This window comes from uncultured Erythrobacter sp., assembly GCF_947492365.1.
In the GTDB taxonomy this organism is placed as follows: Bacteria; Pseudomonadota; Alphaproteobacteria; order Sphingomonadales; family Sphingomonadaceae; genus Erythrobacter.
This window is the reverse complement of record NZ_CANLMB010000001.1, coordinates 568,420-586,087: the sequence shown is the minus strand read 5'-3', so window position 1 is coordinate 586,087 and position 17,668 is coordinate 568,420. Positions and strand designations below refer to the sequence as shown.

Genomic DNA, 17,668 nt, shown 5'->3' with positions numbered 1-17,668 from the left:
AAACCAACGCGCCAATCCTACATCCGATCCCGTATTTCCTGATAGGAGATCTGTGCAGTATAGGTGCCTTCAACCGGCATGCCGCTGTCATCCAGCGCCGGTTCGAAAGTGTGATGTTCGGATAGAATCGCGCACAGCCGCTGCGTTATATAGGCGCGGCGGAAGCTCTCGGTCAGTTCACAATTCGTGACATTGCCCTCGGAATCCACCGTCATGCGATAGGCCACATGGCTGCGCCAGATGCGCAGGCGACGAGAGGTTGTGAGCAGCTCGAAATCGCCGTCCCAAGACACAAGCCGCACCGGAGAAGCACCGGCGTCAGGCGCCACATCGAGGTCTTCCACATGGTCCCCGCTGCCACCACCTGCCGCCATTGCAGCAGTTGTGAAAGCCAGCGCGGCGGCTAGACCGGACATCAAAAAAATGCGGTTCATCAAGTGGGCCTTTTACTCGGGATTAGGCATGTGCGACGGCGCGAAACTACGCTGAATTCGCCAGATTGCAAATTCGACTCGGATGCTGCGCGGGCGCGAAACAAGCGTGCCGGTGGCGATGGTTGAGAGCAACAAAAGCACCCTCTTGCGACTTTTCGGACCGAGAATCGGTAAAAATCGTTCTGGTCAGAATTGCAATCAAGCTCCCTCCAGCACTTCGTTCAGCTTTATACTACCGATCCTGAACGCACCTTGAATCAGCATTGGTTCTATGCCCGCAATCCCGCCACCTTCATCAGCGCTATTGTGCTCGCGTCGAACGCGCCCTCGCCGCTGCCGATCGACTTTGCCATCGCCTTGCCCAGCTCCACGCCGAACTGGTCGAACGGGTTGATGCCCATCAGAACGGCACTCGCGAATGTGCGGTGCTCATGGAACGCGATCAGTGCGCCGAATGTCGCCGCGTCGCAATCGTCGAGCAGGATCGTCGCGCTGGGCCGGTCGCCGGGATAGGAGCGCGCGGGATCGTCGGCCGCCTTGCCCGCCATCAGCGCCGCGCCTTGCGCAAGGCAGTTCATCAGAAGGCCGCGATGATGCGCTGGGTCGAGTTCGTCACCCGGCGCAATGCTGGCGATGAAATCGACCGGGATCAAATGCGTGCCTTGGTGGAGCAGCTGGAACACCGCATGCTGCGCGTCAGTCCCCACCCCGCCCCATGTTATCGGCGCAGTGGGTTGATCGACCGGCTCGCCGCCCGCCGTCACCCCCTTACCGTTCGACTCCATCTCCAGCTGTTGGAGATAGTCCGGCAGCAGCGCGAGCCGCTCGTCATAGGCGAAGACTGCGCGCGTCTGGCATCCGCGAATGCGCGTGTAATAGAGGTCGGCAAAGGCCGCTAGCAGCGGACCGTTCGCGCGTCCCTCGGCCTCGCGGAAATGCGTGTCGATTGCCTGCGCACCGGCGAGCATCGCGCTGAAATCCTCCATGCCGACAGCCAGTGCGACCGGAAATCCGATGCTCGACCAAAGCGAGTAGCGCCCGCCCACGCTTTCGGGAAACGGCAGGATGCGCGTCTCGTCCACGCCCCACTCGACCGCACCTTCGGGATTGGCGGTGAGCGCGATCACCCGCCCGCTGGGATCATCGACGCCGTTATCGCCGAGCCATTTGAGCGCGCTCGCCGCATTGGTCATCGTCTCGGTGGTGGTGAAGGTCTTTGACGCGACCGCGATCATCGTTGTCGCCGGGTTGCAGGCGGCAAAGGCCTGTTCGAGCGCCAGCCCGTCAATATTCGATACCACATGCACATCGACCAGCTTGAGGTCGCGGGTCAGCGCATCGACCGCCAAATCGGGGCCAAGCGCAGAGCCGCCAATGCCGATATGGATGAGGTGATTGATATCGCCGAACGCGCCCTGATGCACCGCTTCGACCAGCATGCCCATGCGGGCGAGCAGAGCCTCGGCTTCCTCAACATCCGCCTCGGTCCCGCTGCCGCGCATCGCGCCGTGGGTGGCCGCGCGTCCTTCGGTCGGGTTGACAATACCGCCGCTGAACAAAGCTTCGCGCGAAGCATCGAAGCCTGCGCGATCCGTCAACTCCTCGAACACCGCCAGCGCATCATCATCCAGATGCGTCTTCGACCAGTCGAGCAGCATGCCGACCTGCCCCAGCTCGCCCAGATCAAAGTCGAGCCGCTGGCTGAGTTTCTCCACCCGAGCCTCATCCGCACCGAACAATTCGGTCAGCGTCGGCTGCGGCAGAGCCTTCAGGCGGTCCCACAAGGGCTTTCGGTCAGCTTGTTTACTCATGGGCAAATCCCCTTTGCGCAAGGTCAGGTGCGCGAGTAAGGGGAGCGGTGATGAATGTTAAGACCCAATCTCCTGCCGCCGCCCCCGCGTCCCCAGATAACGCAAGCGCAATCGAAGACCAGCCTGAGAGCTTTATGAGCTTCCTCTGGTTCCTCGCCAAGCTGCTGTTTGCCGTGCTGCTGTTCCGCAGCTTTGTTTTCTCGCCTTTTTCGATTCCATCGGAAAGCATGCTGCCGCGCCTGTGGAACGGCGACTATCTGCTCGCGGCCAAATGGTCCTATGGCTATTCGGACTATTCGCTGCCGTTCAGCGCGCCGCTGATCCCCGGACGGATCTTTGCCAGCGAGCCGGAGCGCGGCGATGTGGTGATCTTCAAACACCCGGTCGACGAGACCGACTACATAAAGCGCGTCATCGCGGTCCCGGGCGACACCGTTGCTATGATCGACGGTCAGATCATGCTCAATGGCGAGCTGGTCCCGCGCGAACCGATGGCAGAATTTGAAATCCCGATATCGGTCAACACAGGCTGCGCATGGGGCGGCGATGAAGCCACCAACGCCGATGGCGAGGCTGTGTGCCGCTACACGCGCTTCCGCGAAACGCTCCCCGGCGGACCCAGCTACGACGTGCTCGATTTCGGCAACCGTCCCTCCGACAGCTACCCGCCCAAGATCATTCCCGAAGGCCATTTCTTCGTGCTGGGCGACAACCGCGACAATTCGCGCGACAGCCGGTTCGAGGCGCGCAGCGGAGATGCGGTCGGGATTGTCCCGCAGGAAAATCTGGTTGGCGAAGCTGCGGTCATCATGTTCTCCACCGACGGCTCTGCCGAATGGGCCAAGCCCTGGACGTGGTTCACCGCCGCGCGCTGGAGCCGGATTGGCACCGGGCTGTGAGTGTGAAGGCATGACTGATCTCACCCAGGAAACCCGCGACTGGCTCGCCGCTACCGGCTTTAGGGTTGGCAACGAGCAAATCTGGATCGAAGCGCTCACCCACGGCAGCTTCAATGGATCGCGCAATGGCAGCGACGAGGCCGATTACCAGCGGCTCGAATTTCTCGGCGACCGCGTGCTCGGGCTTTCCGTGGCAAGCTGGCTCTACCGAGCATCGGGCAGTCACGAAGGCCAGCTTTCGCAGCGCCTCAACGCGCTGGTCAGCGGTGCGACCTGCGCGCGCATCGCCCGCGAAATCGGACTGTCCGACCACATCCGCCTCGGCAAGCAAGCGCGCGAGGATGGCGGCGCGGATAGCGACAACATCCTTGGCGATGTGATGGAATCGCTGATCGGGGCGAGCTTCCTCGACAATGGCTATGACGCCGCGCGCGATGTTATCTACCGCCTGTGGGACGGCGAGCTGTCGGGCAATGCGGGCAAGTCCAAACATCCCAAAAGCGCGCTTCAGGAATGGGCCGCAGGCAATCAGCGCGCGATGCCCAAATACGAAATCACAGACCGCAGCGGGCCGGACCACGCCGCCCGCTTCACCGTCGCGGTCAGCATCCACAAGGTCGGCGAGGCGCAGGCAACCGCTTCAAGCAAAAGCGAAGCCGAAAAGCTCGCCGCCAAAGCATTTTTAGAGGAATTCGGGTGAGCATGGATCAAGCTCCAACACAGTGCGGCGTTGTCGCGGTTATCGGTGCGCCCAATGCGGGCAAATCGACTTTGGTGAACCAGTTGGTCGGCCAGAAGGTCGCCATCACCAGTGCCAAAGCGCAAACTACGCGCGCAAGAATGCTGGGCATTGCACTGTTCGGCACAGTCCAGATGATCCTGGTCGATACGCCGGGCATCTTCGCGCCCCGCCGCCGCCTCGACCGCGCGATGGTGAGCGCGGCATGGGAAGGCGCGGAAAGCGCCGATGCCGTGCTGCTCATCATCGATCCGATCAAGCAACGCCGCCACGAGCTGGAACCGCTGCTGGAGGCGCTGGAGAAGCGGCCCGAGCGCAAGATTCTGGTCCTGAACAAGGTCGACAAGGCGAAGAAGGAACCGCTGCTCGCACTTGCGCAGGAACTAGGTGAGCGGATCGATTTTGCCGAGATTTTCTTCGTCTCCGCGCTCAGCGGTGACGGTGTTCCCGAGATGAAGGAAGCGCTCGCCAAGATGATGCCCGATGGCGTGTGGATGTATCCCGAAGATCAGGTCTCGGACGCCTCAGAGCGCCTGCTCGCCGCCGAGATCACCCGCGAACAGCTCTACGCCCAGCTCCACGAAGAGCTGCCCTATGATTGCGCAGTGCGGCCCGAGCAATACAAGACGCGCCCCGATGGCAGTCTGGAAATCCACCAGCAAATTGTGGTCGCGCGCGACAGCCAGAAGCCCATCGTGCTCGGCAAAGGCGGCCAACGCATCAAGGCGATCGGCGAGGCCGCACGACTGGAATTGAGCGAGATTTTGGGTGTGAAGGTGCACCTCTTCCTGCATGTGAAACACTCCGAAGGGTGGAGCGAGGACAAGGAGGTCTTTGAAGAGATGGGGCTGGATTGGGTTCGGTGATGTCCAAAGTGCGGAGTAACGTCGGAAAAACAGTCTCAAGTGGGATGCGCTCGGTTGCGTTGGATAATTCTGACATTGGGCGAATTCAGAAAGAACGCGCACAACGGAAATTTGAAATCGCAGTCGATCAGGTCGCTGGTATGTCCAAGTGGCTAACCGCGAGCCTCTTTGCCGCCAATTCTGGCGGAGTTCTAACGATTCTCAACACCGCGGATAAGCTTTCGACACCGGAGGTTTCAGCCAGTCTATTTGCATCTGGACTGGTCTTCGCACTCATTAGCGGCACCGCTATCCAAGAGATCTACAACCAGATGTCTGATCCACTTGCCGACCTTGTCGAATACTGGGCTGAAGTTGAGGCTGGGCTGGGTATAGACATCGACAAACAAAACCAGATTCTTGCTAGGTTGAGCAAGGTGTCCAAATGGAGTTGGGCTGCGCCAGTGCCCGGTTGGATTTCTGGCTTGTTATTCGTCGGAGGAGCTTTTGCGGTGGCTCTCGGGTTCAAGTAGTTCGAAACAAACTACCCCCGCCCCAGCTTCTCCAGTTTCGCCCGCAAAGCAGCCTCATCAAACGGCTTCACGATGTAATCATCGGCGCCGGCGCTGATGCCTTCGTGGATGTCGGCGACCTCGCCTTTCGAGGTGCAGAATACCACCGTCGGGGCTTTGGGAGTTGGGATTGCGCGCAGTTGGCGGACGAATTCGATGCCGTCCATTTCGGGCATGTTCCAGTCGGTCAGCACCAATGTCGGCATTGCGCGTTTGCAGCGGGCGAGCGCTTCGGTGCCGTCTTGCGCTTCGACCGGGACATAGCCCATGCTCTTGGCGATTTTGGACGAGACTTTGCGGATCACGCGGCTGTCATCGACGATCAGGCAGACCTTGGCCGCCGCTTGCTGAACTTCGGTAATGCTCTTGCCGTCGCGCATCGCCTTGGCAGCGCGGACAATCGCATCGACATCTTCGCTTTCGGCTTCGGGCATATCCGCCTCATTGGCCGAAATGCCCAGCGCCGTGAGCACATCCTCGGGCGTTTCGATCACGGTGCCCGCAGGCAATTCCTCACCCGCATCTCGCGCATCGGCGAGCCGCTCTGCGAGCGACTTGCTGTCAGGTTTCTGCGCGTGTTTGTGCGGGCCCGTAGTGCGTTTGATTAGATTTTGAATGGTTCTGCCTCCCCGGCGAGCGAGGCAAACTGGCCTTCATTTATCACACCATGATCATGTTCTTCGACGTCTTCGTCTGCGCTCGCTCCGGCTTCACCGGGTGTCATGCAGATGTGCAGATAGGGCATCCAGACATCGCCATAATCGGCTTTCTGATACCACACGTCGAGCACGTCATAGCTCGCCCACATTCCATCGGGTTCGCGCAGGCGTACGCCCTCACCAATCCGCGGAACCGCAGAAAAGCGGATGCGCTCCTGCGTCTGGTGCGTTTCGTTCTGGACTTCGATTTCGATCACAGCATTGGTCCCTGGTCCTGCGAGCAGGTTTAGGGGCTAATACTAAAGGATTTACAAACGCAGCTTCACCTTTGGGAAACCATCGCAAATCAGTCTTTTGCGGCCGCCTTCTTTTTCGCCGGAGCCTTCTTTTTTGCGGCCGGTTTCTTTTTGGGAGCGGCTTTCTTGCGCTTCTTCTTGGCCGGGCCCTTGGCTGCGCGCGCGTCGATCAGTTCGATTGCGGCGGCGGCTTCGATGTCCTCCGGCTTCACATCCTTGGGGATCGTCGCATTGGTGGTGCCATCGGTGACATAGGGGCCGTAGCGCCCGGGCATGACCTTGATCTCGCCGCCGCTGGTCGGGTGCTCGCCAAGCGTCTTGATCGGTTCAGCCTTGCCGCGCGCGCCGCCTTTGCGATTGGCGGACTGCGCCAGCAGATCAACCGCGCGGTTCATCCCGATGTCAAAGATCTCGCGCGTGTTCTGCAGCTTGCCATAGGTGCCCTCGTGGCGGACCGCTGGTCCATAGCGCCACAGGCCGGCCTCGATCTCTTTACCGGTATCAGGGTGCGCGCCGACGATGCGCGGCAGGCCAAGCAGTTTGACCGCCCATTCCAGATCGAATTCATCGAGGTCTTTGGGGATCGAAGCGCGCTTCTTTTTCCCGTCCTCTTCCATCTCCACATAGGGGCCATAGCGGCCCGATTTGCGGTGGATGTCCTCGCCTGTTTCGGGGTGCTGGCCCATCAGACCATCTTCGCCGCCATCGCCGCCATCCGCATCCGGCTGGGCAAAGCGGCGGGTGAATTTGCATTCGGGATAGTTCTGACACGCCACAAAGGCACCAAAGCGCCCTCCGCGCAGACTCAAGCGCCCGTTCTCGCGCCCTTCCTGCTCGCACAGCGGACAGAAACGCGGATCCTTGCCGTCTTCGCGCGGGGGGAAGAGGAAGTCGGAGAGATACTCGTCAAGCACTTCGGTGACTTCGCTAGGCAGCTTCTCCATGACCTCGTCGGCCTTGGGTTTGAAATCAGCCCAGAACTTTGACAGCAACACCTTGTAATCCTCGCGCCCGTCCGAAACCGTGTCGAGCTCGTCCTCCATCCCCGCGGTGAAGTCATAGGCGACATAGGTGGGGAAGAAGCGTTCGAGGAAAGCGGTCAGCAGCCGCCCCGATTCCTCGGCGAAGAAGCGGTTCTTTTCCATCCGTACATATTCGCGGTCGCGCAAAGTCTGGATGGTCGAGGCATAGGTCGAAGGACGCCCGATGCCGAGCTCTTCGAGCCGCTTGACCAGCGACGCTTCGGAGAAACGCGGGGGCGGCTGGGTAAAGTGCTGGTTCGCCTCCACCGCGTTCTTGGCAGGAACGTCGCCGTTTTTGAGCAGCGGCAGCAGGCCGTCCTCATCCTCGTCCTTGTCGTCGAAGCCTTCCTGATAGACCGCGAAGTAGCCGGGGAAGACCACAACCTGACCGGTCGCACGCAGCTCGTGCTGACCGGTTGCCTCGCGCATGGTGACGGTGGTGCGTTCCAGCTGCGCGGTGGACATCTGGCTCGCCATGGCGCGCTTCCAGATCAGCGAATAGAGCTTTGCCTCATCGCCCGAACCGGCGCGGTCTTGGCCGAAATTGGTCGGACGGATCGCTTCGTGCGCTTCCTGCGCGTTCTTGGCCTTGGTGGCGTAGAAACGCGGCTTTTCGGGGCAGTAATTCGCCTCGAAGCGCTCCGCGATGGCGTGGCGGCAGGCGGCAATTGCGCTGCCATCCATCTGCACGCCGTCGGTCCGCATATAGGTGATCGCGCCCGCTTCGTAGAGCGACTGCGCGAGCCGCATCGTGTGGCTGGCAGAAAAGCCGAGCTTGCGCGCAGCTTCCTGTTGCATGGTCGAAGTCGTGAAAGGCGGCGGCGGATTGCGCTTAAGCGGCTTTTTCTCGACATCCTCGACCGTGAAGCGACCGGCTTCGACCGCAGCCTTGGCCTCGTTAGCAATGCCCTCTTGGCCGAGGCTGAGCTTCTCCAGCTTCTCACCCTTGAAGCGCACCAGCCGCGCATCGAATGGCGTGCCATCGTGTTCGAGCTTGGCGAGAACCGACCAATATTCGTCGGGCTTGAAGGCTTCGATCTCACGCTCGCGCTCGACAATCAGACGCAGCGCGACTGACTGGACACGGCCCGCCGATTTCGCGCCGGGCAGCTTGCGCCACAGAACCGGCGAGAGAGTGAAGCCGAACAGATAATCGAGCGCGCGGCGGCCCAGATAGGCGTCGATCAGCGGCTGATCGAGCTCACGCGGGGCGGCCATCGCGTCGGTCACGGCCTTCTTGGTGATCGAGTTGAACGTCACCCGGTCCACTTTCGTGGGCAGAGCCTTGCGCTTCTTCAGCAGCTCGCGAACGTGCCAGCTGATCGCCTCGCCTTCGCGGTCAGGGTCGGTTGCGAGCACCAGCCGCGAGGCTCCTTTCGCAGCATCGGCGATTTCCTTGAACCGGCTTTGCTTGTCCCGGTACAGCTCCCAGTCCATCGCAAAGTCCTCGTCCGGACGAACACTGCCATCCTTGGGCGGCAGATCGCGGACGTGGCCATACGAAGCGAGGACTTTGAAGTCGCCGCCAAGATATTTCTCGATAGTCTTCGCCTTTGCCGGCGATTCAACGATGACGAGTTGCATGAGAGAGGTCTGATTTCCTTACGTGTGTACGTACGCGCGAGAGTGGGACGGGATTTTGCGGGCCGTCAAGCCTCATTCAAATGTTTCGACAGGGACGGAGTGGTGACGCTGGATCACTCGGTAGGCGGCGACGCCTAGGAGTTGCGTCCAGGCGACCGAGAGCGAACTGAGCAGATTGATCACCCAAAATGGCCAGATCGATGTCGGGTCGATGATATCGTGGAGATAGAAAGCATTTGCTATACTAAATGTCAGAGCCGCTGCCAGCATCAGCACCGGTCCGATCAAAGCAAGGAAGAGCGCCAGCTGGATATCTTCTGTGTGCTCCCAGCTCCACCTCATCGCACCAACCACATCCGTCCCTGCATGCTGGTATCTCGCATAAGCAGGCAGCCAGCGCATCATCAGGTAAAGACCGGGAATGATGAACAAGATCACTCCGACTACAATCGCGATCCCCGCGAATAGCCCGAGGGCAAAATATCCGCCTACTCCTCCAAAGTGCTGCTCACCAGCAGGCCCGTTCACCCGCATCAGATGCACCAGCAGCAGGTAGCCTAGCCCCCAAACAAAGATCGCGGTGAGCCAATAAAGTGAGTCTTCATTGTAGTAGTAGGAATCGGCAACCGAGTAGATTGCAGTCGCAGCCGCCACATATCCCGCAATTGCCAGCGCGCCGAGGCGCCCAATCTGTTGTTGCGCAGCGATTAGCAAGGACTGGGTATGCGAAAGGTCTCTCACTCAAACACCGCCGTCACATCCTCGATCGAATTGTTGAGCTGCTTGTAGGCGGTCACGGATAGGCCCATCAGCATCACTGGCAGGGTATGAATGCCGAGCCAGACGCCGGTCAAGCTGGTGCCAAATCCGGAGCGGTACCCTCCGAACGTGTCGGCCAGCCCTATCATAATCACCAACACAAACACCCAGACCACGCAGAGCAAGGTGAACACAACCGACAGCGGCAGCAGATTGTTGCTGCTCGCGCTCCATGACGATCCCATCGCATCGAGCAGATCGATCTCCTCCGCCACCAGATAAGTCGGCGCCATGACCCATTTTGCGGCGAGCAGCAGGCCGGGAATGTAGAAGAGATTTAACCCGAACATGATCGGAAAGAACAGGATCACCGCCATGAAGGTGAAACTGAACACCTTGAACCTCGGATCATACCCGCCGACCGTTTTTCCGAGCAAAGCGCGATAGAGGTAATACTGGCCCGCGAAATATCCGATCGTCGTCACAATCGCGATTGGCGCGATAAGCCGTGCATCCATGTCCGAGATAATGCCGGCTGCAATGAAGAATCCGAAATAGAGGAGCAGTTCGAACTTGATCTCGAACAGCTCACGGAAAGTGCCTGTGAAGAGAGCCCCGATATCCGCCGTCCGGGTCTGGATAAATGGCATGTGTCTTTAGTCGTCCCTGTTTGCACCAGTCAGGCTCACCGCCCCGCCCGCGTGCCGCTCCAGCTCTCCGGATAGTTCCAGTTCGAGCAAGGCCATATGCACCGCAGCCGCTTCTGCCCCCGATTGGCGCACAAGTTCATCAAGTGCAATGGGAGCGGTTGAAAGCAGGCCGGAAATTGCATTCGCGCCTATTGCGATGTCGGCGCTCTCCAGCTCGCTATAGTCGAAATCGGCCCCTTGCTCGGCAACGCGATAGGTCGATCGCGGCGCTCCGGTGAAGCTTTCGAGCAGCTCAATCACATCCGCCGGATCGCTCACCAGCACCGCGCCGTCGCGGATCAGCTGGTTGCAGCCTTGCGAGCGGGTGTCGAGCGGGGAACCGGGGATCGCCATGACTTCGCGGCCCGCCTCGCCCGCCAGCCTTGCGGTGATGAGCGAGCCGGATTTGGGCGCGGCTTCGACCACCACGGTTCCGCTCGCCAGCCCTGCAATGATGCGGTTGCGGCTAGGAAAGTGCCGTCCGCGCGGCTCAGTGCCCGGCGGCTGTTCGGCGATCAACAGGCCTTTCTTGGCGATGCGTTCCTGAAGCTCTGTGTGCTGTGGCGGATAGGCGATGTCGATCCCGCTTGCGATCACGCCGATGGTGGCGGGAAACGCGCCCTCATGCGCCGCGCCGTCGATCCCGCGCGCCAGCCCGCTGACGACTGTGAAACCGGCCGCGCTCAGCTCGGCGGCGAATTCACGCGCAAGCTTGGTCGCCGCCGCCGAAGCGTTGCGCGCGCCGACCATCGCGACGCAAGGCTCGCTCGCCAGTTCAAGCCGCCCGCGGCAAGTGACAATCGGCGGGGCGCTATCCAGCTCGGCCAGCAAGGCAGGATAGTCGGGCAGATCGTGGAAGAGGTAGCGCGCACCGGCTGCACGCACGCCTTCGATTTCGCGCTCGATCTTCTCGACCGGCGCAGGGCGGTATTGCACCTTGCCGCGACTGCCGAGATCGGGGAGCGCCTCTATCGCATCTGCCGCTGTCCCAAACCGCGCAAGCAGCTGGCGATAGCTGACAGGGCCGATATTGGGCGAGCGCAGCAAGCGGATGCGCGCGAAGGCCTCCGTTTGGCTGAGCTTTGGCTGCGACCCCTGCTCGTTCATGGGATAAAGCGCCCTATCAAGACTTGCCGCCTACCTTAGGCTCCTCACCGCGCATCAACCGGCCGATATTGGCTCTGTGCTGGATCAGGACGATGGCCGCGATGGCGACCAGCGGCCAAAAGTGAATTGGGTAACCCATCGCCCAAGCGACCAAAGGTGCAGCTAACACCGTCGTCATCGACGCGACCGAAGAGATTCTGCCCAGCGCCAAAGTCAGCGCCCAGATTGCCGCGCAGACAAGCATGACCGGCCATGCGAGGGCCAACAACACACCTGCTGCGGTTGCGAAGCCCTTGCCCCCCTTGAAGTTAAGCCACGGCGTGAAGCAATGCCCGGCGACCGCTCCAACTGCCGCCAGCGCCATCGCGGCTTTTTGCGGATTTGCCGGTTGGCAGCCAAAAATACTGCAGGCCTCGCACCCATTCCAAAGGATCGACGCGAGAAGCACCGGCACAGCGCCCTTAGCCGCATCGAGCAAAACCGTAGCCGCTGCCAGCCCCTTATTGCCTGTGCGCAGAACATTGGTCGCACCGATGGAGCCGCTGCCGATGTCGCGCACATCGCCCAGGCCAGCGGCTTTGGTTAGCAGCAGGCCGAAAGGTATCGAGCCTGCCAAGAACCCTAGCAAAGCAGCCAGAAGCAAGGCGTAGTCATCAAACATCGGGCGAATCTCTTCATAATCTGCGGTGTAGGACTAGACGCTTCGCTTTGACGTAACATATGTCAACTGCGCTTGGGGTCGCTCCGACGGCCAAGAAACGGAAATTCACCGCCCACAATGCCCGACAAAGCTGATCCTGCCACACAAAATCCGGTCCCGGCACCGGAGTGTTTCCGCTTTGGAGGCTTTACGCTGTCGGCCGAAGCGGGGACGCTCGATCTGCATTATGCGTTCGAGGGCGGGCCGGAATTTACCGAGCGGCTCGATTTTCACACCAGTTTTGCCGATTTGCCGTCTGAGACACTCGCAGCAGTCGAGCTGGCCGCGGCATTGCTGAGCGCGGTTGCGGGGGTGAGTTATTACAAACTTTTTGCCCCCAAACGGCTCGATTTCGGCGGGCTTGCTTTATCCGCAGAGGCCCGCGCATTCGTCGCAGACACCTATCGCTGGGGGTTGGCTGAGTTCGCGCATCGCAACGAGCTAACTCTGGGAGACCGGCTCAACTTTACCGGCGGCGGTGCAGTGGCGGATGCGTCCTCGCCCGCTCCGATACCTTCGGACAAATCGCTGGTGCTCATCGGCGGGGGCAAGGATTCGCTGGTCAGCCTCGCGGCGATGCAGGCGGCGGGAGAGGACTTCGCGCTCTTCGCCGTGAACCCGCGCGGTCCGATGACAGGCGCTGCCGAGGTTGCTGGCAAGCCGTTGATCAAAGTCACCCGCAGCCTCGACCCGCTGCTGTTCGAATGGAACGAGAAACCGGGCACGTTCAACGGCCACGTCCCCATCACCGCCATCGTCAGCCTGATCGCGGTGATCGCGGCGCTGGTGCACGGATACGGCAACGTCATCCTCTCCAACGAACGCTCCGCCGACGAGCCAACGCTGATCGGGGCAGAGGGCGAGGTGAACCACCAATTCTCCAAAAGCACCGCTTTCGAGGAAGACTTCGCGGCATTGATCGCACGTGAAGTCCACCCTGACCTCGCCTATTTCTCGCTGCTGCGCCCGCTGTCAGAGCCGCATATTGCGCGGACTTTTGCCAAGCGCGATGACTTCGACACGGTCTTCACCAGTTGCAACCGCGCCTTCGCCTTGCGGGACCGGCCCGATGCATTGTGGTGCGGCGATTGTGCAAAGTGCCGCTTCACCTTCCTGCTGCTCGCACCCGCAATGTCGCCCGAGCGGCTCCTCGGCATTTTCCCTGCCAACCTGCTCGACGATCCAGCGCAGGAAGCGGGCTATCGCGATCTGATGGGGATCGGTCTGCACAAGCCGTGGGACTGCGTGGGTGAGGAACGCGAGAGCGCGTTGACGCTGGCGCTGCTAGCGCGCGATCCGGTCTGGCAAGACACCGCAATTGTGCGCAAACTTGCCGCCGAACTACAGGTCAGCGATGAGGAGCTGGAGCGCGGCATGGCCGAAATCCTCGCCCCCGAGCCAGCTCCACTGCCCGCTCATTTCCGCGACCTGATCCACGCTTATGCCGCAGGGTAGTCCTAAGATCGGCATATGGGGCCTGGGCCGCGATGGCGAAGCGGCGGTGCGTCATCTGCTCGAAACCCAGCCCGAAGCCGCGCTGACTTTGCTGAGCGACAATGACGCGGAGAAAGCTCCTGCAAGCCTGCCCGGTATTCCGCTGCTGACCGGCGACGCAGCGCGCACCGCGATCAGCGAAAGCGCGTTCGACCTCATCGTCAAAAGCCCCGGCGTGCCGATCATCCGCCCTGAAATCGCGGCGGGCGAGGCCAAGGGCACACGCTTCACTTCGGGCACCAATCTGTGGTTTGAAGCCAACGCGCCGCAGCGCACCGTTGCGGTAACGGGGACCAAGGGCAAGAGCACCACCTCGCTGCTGCTCCACCACATTGCCGGAGCAAAAGGCGCAAAGTCGCAGCTGCTCGGCAATGGCGGCGTGCCTGCGCTGACGCAGAAGCCGGGCGAGGATCTGACCGTGCTGGAGCTGTCCTCCTACCAATGCGCCGACCTTGCCCATGGGCCGGACTTTGCGGTCTTCACCAACCTGTTTCCCGAACATGTTCCATGGCATGGCAGCGTCGAGGATTACTACGCTGCCAAGCTCCGCCTCGCGTCGATTGATCCGAAAACGCGGGTCTTCGCCAATGCCCGCGACAAGGGCTTGCGCGAGCGGCTCGCGGGGCTTCCCGACGTAACATGGTTCAACGGCACAAGTGGCTATGCAGAAACGGACAGCTCGCTCACATTCGACGGCGCACCGGTCCAGATCAGAGGAACACTCCCGCGCGGGAGCCACAATATCGGCAATCTCGCTGGCGCGGCTGCGGTTGCGTTCGAACTGGGCCTGATCGACGATCCGCTCGCCCTTGACCTTGGCACCTATGGCGACCTGCCGCACCGGCTTCAGCTGTTCGATCTCCCGCAAGGCATAACTGCCGTCGACGACTCGATCTCGACCATTCCCGAAGCGACCATGGCCGCCTTCGCGCTCTTCCCTGATCGCCGCATCCACGCGATCCTAGGCGGCAGCGACCGTGGGCAGGACTACCGCGCGCTCGCCCGCTATCTTGGCGAGAGAGGCGACGCACACGCCTACCTCCTCCCTCACACCGGCGAGAGGATCGCTCAAGACCTCGCGCGCGAGGCTCCGCAGATCCCAGCCGCCGTGTGCGCCGACCTTGTCGAGGCGATGGAGCGCATCAAAGCCGCTGCCCAGCCCGGCGACGTGATCCTCCTGTCACCCGCCGCGCCCAGCCATTCGCAATATGCCAATTTCGAAGAGCGCGGGCGGCACTTCCAATCGCTCCTTTCAGCAACATTTTCGCCCGCTTAACTTGCAAACCATTCGCAAAGATCGCGGTGGAAATGCACGGCACGGTTGCTAAACAGGCGGGCAGCTAAACGCTCGGTCATCAGGGGGTTGTATGACCGGTGGAACACAGGATGTGGACGTGGAGAGCCCGGATTACGGGTCGTCCCAAAAGGACGGGGCGAAAGCCCAGGGCAAAGACAAATGAACTACGACCAGATCTTCGATTCCGCGATTGACCGCCTTCACGAAGAAGGCCGTTACCGCGTCTTTATCGACATTCTGCGCAACAAGGGTGCCTATCCCAATGCGCGCTGTTTCCACGGGCATAACGGACCGAAACCGATCACAGTGTGGTGCTCGAACGACTACCTCGCCATGGGTCAGCACGATGTGGTGATCAATGCGATGGAAGAAGCGCTGCACGATGTCGGCGCAGGCAGCGGCGGCACGCGCAATATCGGCGGCAACACCCACCTGCATGTCGAGCTGGAGCGTGAACTTGCTGAATTGCACGGCAAACAAGGCGCGCTGCTGTTCACCAGCGGCTATGTCTCGAACGACGCAACGCTTTCAACGCTGGCCAAATTGCTGCCGGGCTGCATCATCTTCTCCGACGAGCTGAACCACGCCAGCATGATCGCTGGCATCCGCAATTCGGGCTGTGAAAAGCGTGTGTTCCGCCACAACGACATGGCGCATCTCGAAGAGCTCCTCGCCGCCGAAGACCACGAAACGCCCAAGGTTATCGCCTTTGAAAGCGTCTATTCGATGGACGGTGACATCGCCCCGATCCACGCGATCTGCGACCTCGCCGAAAAATACAACGCCCTCACCTATATCGACGAGGTCCACGCGGTCGGCATGTATGGCGACCATGGCGGCGGCATTTCGGAGCGCGACAACGCCGCGGACCGGATCGACATTATCGAAGGCACTTTGGGCAAAGCGTTCGGCGTGATGGGCGGCTATATCGCAGCCGACACCCGCGTGATCGACTGCATCCGCAGCTATGCGCCCGGTTTCATCTTCACCACTTCGCTCTCGCCGGTTCTGGTTGCGGGCGTGCTCGCCTCGGTGAAGCACCTCAAGTCGTCCAGCGTAGAGCGCAACGCGCAGCAGGGCGCTGCCGCCATGCTCAAGCTGAAATTCGCCGAAGCCGGTCTGCCGGTGATGGACAGCGTCACCCATATCGTGCCGCTAATGGTCGGCGACCCTGCCCGCGCCAAAAAGATCAGCGACATTCTGCTCGCCGAATACGGCGTCTATGTGCAGCCGATCAATTACCCCACCGTGCCGCGCGGAACCGAGCGCCTGCGCTTCACCCCCGGCCCCGCCCACACCGAAGCGATGATGGACGAGCTGACCAGCGCTCTGGTGGAAATCTGGGACCGACTCGATCTGGAACTCGCGAAGGCGGCATGAGCAAATCGGGTATTTTTCCTACTGATGATTGGACGGTTGCACAGGGCGCAACGCTCGATGGTCCTATTTTCATGCGCTATCGCACCGGCGAACCGACGCAGGCAGATCGCGAGCGCTTCGACAAATTGGTAATCGTGCGTTGGGCCTACAATCCCGATGAAATGAACGGACTGCCTACCTCGGAAACAACAGCATCGATGGGAGAGTTCGAAGATCCCGTTCTCGACGCCAGTGACGATGCTGGATGGTGGGGCTCTTGTGTCGCAATTATCACGCACAACGGCGCGCGTGAGTGGCGATTCTACACGCCTGATGTTGGTGCGTTCCAAACAGAATTCAGCGAGAGCCTGCGTGGCCTCGGCCCTTACCCGCTTGATCTGCAGGTATTCGACGACCCGGATTGGAACGGCTTCGCCGAAGTTCGTGCACTGGTCGGTTGATTACTGATTTTTGTTAGCCCACACTCCCTCCCGAGGGAGAGAACAATGGCCATCACTTTCGACCGCCCAATAGACAAAGACGCGCTCGACACAGGCACGCTCGACATTCGTCCGATGACGCCTGCCATCGGGGCGGAGATACTCGGGATTGATCTGGGCGCTTCGGACATTGCGGACAGCATCGACCAGATCCGCGCGGCGCTGCTCAAATATGGCGTGATTTTCTTCCGCGATCAGGATCTGACGCAGGAACAGCACATCGCCTTTGCGCGTCACTTCGGTGAGCTGGAGGTCCACCCCGCCACCCCCAAGGATCAGCCCAATCCCGAAGTCCTGCGCATCGCGCATGGGCCAAAGAGCCGGGGGCAGGAGAACAACTGGCACTCTGACGTCACATGGCGCGAGGAGCCTTCGCTTGGCTCGATCCTGCTCGCGCGCGAAGTGCCCGATGTGGGCGGCGACACTTTGTTCGCCAATATGCACCTCGCTTACGAGCGCTTGTCGGAGCAGATGCAGCGCTTCTGCGAAGGGCTGACGGCGGTTCACGATATCAGCCGCGTCTTCGCCCGCCGTCTGAAGAAATCACCCGAGGAGCTGCACGAGAAGTACCCTCCGATGCGCCATCCGGTGATCCGCACCCATCCCGAAACCGGCGAGCGTGTGGTCTATGTCAACAATGGCTTCACCAGCCATATCGAGGGGCTTTCCAAGGAAGAAAGCGCGTGGCTGCTCGACCACCTCTACAAGACCGCTTGGGATGTCGAGATCCAGTGCCGCTTTCGCTGGAAGCCGGGATCGGTCGCGTTCTGGGACAACCGCGTGTGCCAGCATAACGCCGTGTCCGACTACTTCCCCGCGCGCCGCGTGATGGAGCGGGTGACGATTGCGGGCGACAAACCCTACTTCCGGCCCTGAACGCCCTCCCCGCACACCAATCGAGC

The 17,668-nt window shown here is 60.9% G+C and carries 18 protein-coding genes; 9 read left to right on the top strand and 9 right to left on the bottom strand.

Annotated elements, in window-relative coordinates; translation table 11 throughout:
• Nucleotides 1-17 precede the first annotated feature (17 nt).
• On the bottom strand, nucleotides 18-434 hold the full coding sequence (locus tag Q0887_RS02850; protein WP_299192165.1) for a hypothetical protein: 417 nt from the start codon (nucleotides 432-434) through the stop codon (nucleotides 18-20).
• A gap of 269 nt (nucleotides 435-703) precedes the next feature.
• Nucleotides 704-2,245, bottom strand: coding sequence for a glucose-6-phosphate isomerase (pgi, locus tag Q0887_RS02845; protein WP_299192164.1), 1,542 nt, complete (start codon nucleotides 2,243-2,245; stop codon nucleotides 704-706).
• Between the two features lie 50 nt (nucleotides 2,246-2,295).
• Between pgi and lepB the strand changes: the two genes are divergently transcribed.
• Genes lepB through Q0887_RS02825 form a run of 4 tightly spaced genes read left to right on the top strand, consistent with a single transcriptional unit; the run spans nucleotide 2,296 to nucleotide 5,261 of the window.
• On the top strand, nucleotides 2,296-3,144 hold the full coding sequence (gene lepB / locus Q0887_RS02840) for a signal peptidase I (RefSeq protein WP_299192162.1): 849 nt from the start codon (nucleotides 2,296-2,298) through the stop codon (nucleotides 3,142-3,144).
• A gap of 10 nt (nucleotides 3,145-3,154) precedes the next feature.
• The gene (gene rnc / locus Q0887_RS02835; RefSeq protein WP_299192160.1) at nucleotides 3,155-3,844 is read left to right on the top strand and encodes a ribonuclease III; all 690 of its coding nucleotides are present in this window, start codon (nucleotides 3,155-3,157) and stop codon (nucleotides 3,842-3,844) included.
• 2 nt (nucleotides 3,845-3,846) lie between these two features.
• Nucleotides 3,847-4,749, top strand: coding sequence for a GTPase Era (gene era, locus Q0887_RS02830; RefSeq protein ID WP_299192159.1), 903 nt, complete (start codon nucleotides 3,847-3,849; stop codon nucleotides 4,747-4,749).
• Nucleotides 4,737-5,261: a hypothetical protein gene (locus tag Q0887_RS02825; protein WP_299192158.1), complete on the top strand. Its 525-nt coding sequence runs from the start codon at nucleotides 4,737-4,739 to the stop codon at nucleotides 5,259-5,261. The genes era and Q0887_RS02825 overlap by 13 nt, the downstream gene beginning before the upstream one ends.
• Nucleotides 5,262-5,272: 11 nt before the next feature.
• Here Q0887_RS02825 and Q0887_RS02820 read toward each other — a convergent pair whose 3' ends face one another.
• From Q0887_RS02820 to plsY, 7 genes are all read right to left on the bottom strand, one after another.
• Complete coding sequence (locus Q0887_RS02820; RefSeq protein WP_363317634.1) at nucleotides 5,273-5,809, bottom strand: response regulator; 537 nt, start codon at nucleotides 5,807-5,809, stop codon at nucleotides 5,273-5,275.
• Between the two features lie 95 nt (nucleotides 5,810-5,904).
• Nucleotides 5,905-6,216 (bottom strand): hypothetical protein, encoded by a 312-nt coding sequence (locus Q0887_RS02815; protein WP_299192156.1) that lies wholly within the window; start codon nucleotides 6,214-6,216, stop codon nucleotides 5,905-5,907.
• An 89-nt stretch (nucleotides 6,217-6,305) separates the two neighbouring features.
• The gene (gene topA, locus Q0887_RS02810) at nucleotides 6,306-8,861 is read right to left on the bottom strand and encodes a type I DNA topoisomerase (RefSeq protein ID WP_299192154.1); all 2,556 of its coding nucleotides are present in this window, start codon (nucleotides 8,859-8,861) and stop codon (nucleotides 6,306-6,308) included.
• Between the two features lie 72 nt (nucleotides 8,862-8,933).
• A complete protein-coding gene (locus Q0887_RS02805; protein WP_299192152.1) occupies nucleotides 8,934-9,602 on the bottom strand; it encodes a hypothetical protein in 669 nt (222 codons plus the stop codon).
• Nucleotides 9,599-10,270 carry a hypothetical protein gene (locus Q0887_RS02800; RefSeq protein ID WP_299192150.1) on the bottom strand — a complete coding sequence of 224 codons (672 nt, stop codon included), beginning with the start codon at nucleotides 10,268-10,270 and terminating at the stop codon, nucleotides 9,599-9,601. The genes Q0887_RS02805 and Q0887_RS02800 overlap by 4 nt, the downstream gene beginning before the upstream one ends.
• A 6-nt stretch (nucleotides 10,271-10,276) precedes the next feature.
• A complete protein-coding gene (gene dprA / locus Q0887_RS02795) occupies nucleotides 10,277-11,416 on the bottom strand; it encodes a DNA-processing protein DprA (RefSeq protein ID WP_299192148.1) in 1,140 nt (379 codons plus the stop codon).
• Nucleotides 11,417-11,432: 16 nt separating this feature from the next.
• Nucleotides 11,433-12,077: a glycerol-3-phosphate 1-O-acyltransferase PlsY gene (gene plsY, locus Q0887_RS02790; RefSeq protein ID WP_299192146.1), complete on the bottom strand. Its 645-nt coding sequence runs from the start codon at nucleotides 12,075-12,077 to the stop codon at nucleotides 11,433-11,435.
• A 117-nt stretch (nucleotides 12,078-12,194) separates the two neighbouring features.
• Here plsY and Q0887_RS02785 point away from each other — a divergent pair, with 117 nt between their 5' ends.
• From Q0887_RS02785 to Q0887_RS02765, 5 genes are all read left to right on the top strand, one after another.
• Nucleotides 12,195-13,571: a hypothetical protein gene (locus Q0887_RS02785; RefSeq protein WP_299192144.1), complete on the top strand. Its 1,377-nt coding sequence runs from the start codon at nucleotides 12,195-12,197 to the stop codon at nucleotides 13,569-13,571.
• Entirely contained in the window at nucleotides 13,558-14,886 is a 1,329-nt protein-coding gene (gene murD / locus Q0887_RS02780) for a UDP-N-acetylmuramoyl-L-alanine--D-glutamate ligase (protein WP_299192142.1), read from the top strand. The genes Q0887_RS02785 and murD overlap by 14 nt, the downstream gene beginning before the upstream one ends.
• A gap of 180 nt (nucleotides 14,887-15,066) precedes the next feature.
• Nucleotides 15,067-16,287 carry a 5-aminolevulinate synthase gene (gene hemA / locus Q0887_RS02775; protein WP_299192140.1) on the top strand — a complete coding sequence of 407 codons (1,221 nt, stop codon included), beginning with the start codon at nucleotides 15,067-15,069 and terminating at the stop codon, nucleotides 16,285-16,287.
• A complete protein-coding gene (locus Q0887_RS02770; RefSeq protein WP_299192138.1) occupies nucleotides 16,284-16,727 on the top strand; it encodes a DUF695 domain-containing protein in 444 nt (147 codons plus the stop codon). Before hemA ends, Q0887_RS02770 begins: the two co-directional genes overlap by 4 nt.
• Nucleotides 16,728-16,772: 45 nt before the next feature.
• Nucleotides 16,773-17,642: a TauD/TfdA family dioxygenase gene (locus tag Q0887_RS02765; protein ID WP_299192136.1), complete on the top strand. Its 870-nt coding sequence runs from the start codon at nucleotides 16,773-16,775 to the stop codon at nucleotides 17,640-17,642.
• The last annotated feature ends 26 nt before the right edge of the window (nucleotides 17,643-17,668 follow it).